This is a genomic window from Streptomyces sp. NPDC005070 (assembly GCF_053600395.1).
Genome location: NZ_JBSFZS010000525.1, coordinates 1 through 1,349 on the forward strand (window position 1 = coordinate 1; position 1,349 = coordinate 1,349).

2 protein-coding genes are annotated in these 1,349 nt (G+C 73.0%); one reads left to right on the forward strand and one right to left on the reverse strand.

Annotated features, from left to right (window positions below):
* On the reverse strand, positions 1-761 hold a 761-nt coding region (locus ACWEBX_RS40830; protein WP_451889738.1), incomplete at its 3' end, for an MBL fold metallo-hydrolase.
* A 287-nt stretch (positions 762-1,048) separates the two neighbouring features.
* Between ACWEBX_RS40830 and ACWEBX_RS40835 the strand changes: the two genes are divergently transcribed.
* Positions 1,049-1,349 (forward strand): alcohol dehydrogenase catalytic domain-containing protein (locus ACWEBX_RS40835; protein ID WP_451889739.1); only part of this gene is annotated, 301 nt, incomplete at its 3' end.

Here is a 1,349-nt window from a genome sequence, read left to right on the forward strand (position 1 = left end):
AAGTCGGCGTCCGTACGGTCCTGCAGATCGACGGGGGCCGGGCCCCCGGCGTTGGCGGGGCCCATGTGGGCGTAGTACGCGGGCACGTCGTCGAGTCCGGCGAGCAGGTCCGCGACGAACGCGTCGACGTCCTTGACCAGGGCCTCGTTGCCGGTGCGCTCGCGCCCGATGGTGGTCGCGTCGCCGTCGGCGGTCCCGGCGGAACAGAAGCTGCCGAAGCCGTGGGTGGGCAGGACGGCGGTGTCGTCGGGAAGCTCCGCCGCCAGCCGGTGCGCCGAGGCGTGCTGTGCCCGGGCGAGTGCCCCGGTCAGCCGCGGCTCCACCAGGTCGGGCCGGCCGACCGTGCCGATGAGCAGGGAGCCGCCGGTGAAGGCCGCGACGGCCCGTCCGTCCTCCTGGAGGACGTACGAGGTGTGGTGCGGGGTGTGGCCGGGCGTGGCCAGCGCCTCCAGGGTCAGTCCGGCGTCCACCCGCACCGTGTCCCCGTCGGCGACCGGCACCCGCTCGAACGCGACGCGGGCAGCGGCCGGGACCAGGTAGGCGGCCCCGGTGAGCCGCGCCAGCTCCAGGCCGCCGCTCACGTAGTCGTTGTGCAGATGCGTCTCGACGACGTACGCGATCCGGACGCCCCGCCGGGCCGCCGCGGTGATCACCCGCTCGATGTCCCTGGGCGGGTCGACGGCGACGGCGGTGTGCGGGCCGCCGGCCAGATAGCTCCGGTTGCCCAGGCCCGCCACCTCGATGGTGTCGACGAAGAACACGGCAGCACTCCTCTCCCGCGGGAAGCCCGAGGGCTTCGCGGCTCGGTTGAAAATTACCCCCGGGGGTATCTCCACCGTAGCAGAGGTACCCCCGGGGGTATCCGAGAGGTGTGGTCGGTGTGCCTCGGGTGCCGATCGGCGGCGCGGGCGGCGGGCGTTTCCGGCGGGCACGGGTGGCCGTCCGCCGTACCCGGACCCGAGCCGCCGGGGCCCACCTGGCCTTCTACCGGCGGGTCACCCCGTAGGGTCGGTCGACGGAAGGTCCATCCAGCGAAGGGCTTACTCACATGGCGCAGGAAGTACGGGGCGTGATCGCACCGGGCAAGGACGAGCCGGTGCGCGTCGAGACCATCGTCGTGCCCGATCCGGGGCCGGGCGAGGCCGTGGTGAAGATCCAGGCCTGCGGGGTCTGCCACACGGACCTGCACTACAAGCAGGGCGGCATCAACGACGACTTCCCGTTCCTGCTCGGCCACGAGGCGGCCGGAATCGTGGAGTCGGTCGGCGCCGGTGTCACGGAAGTGGCACCCGGCGACTTCGTCATCCTCAACTGGCGCGCGGTGTGCGGACAGTGCCGGGCGTGTCTGC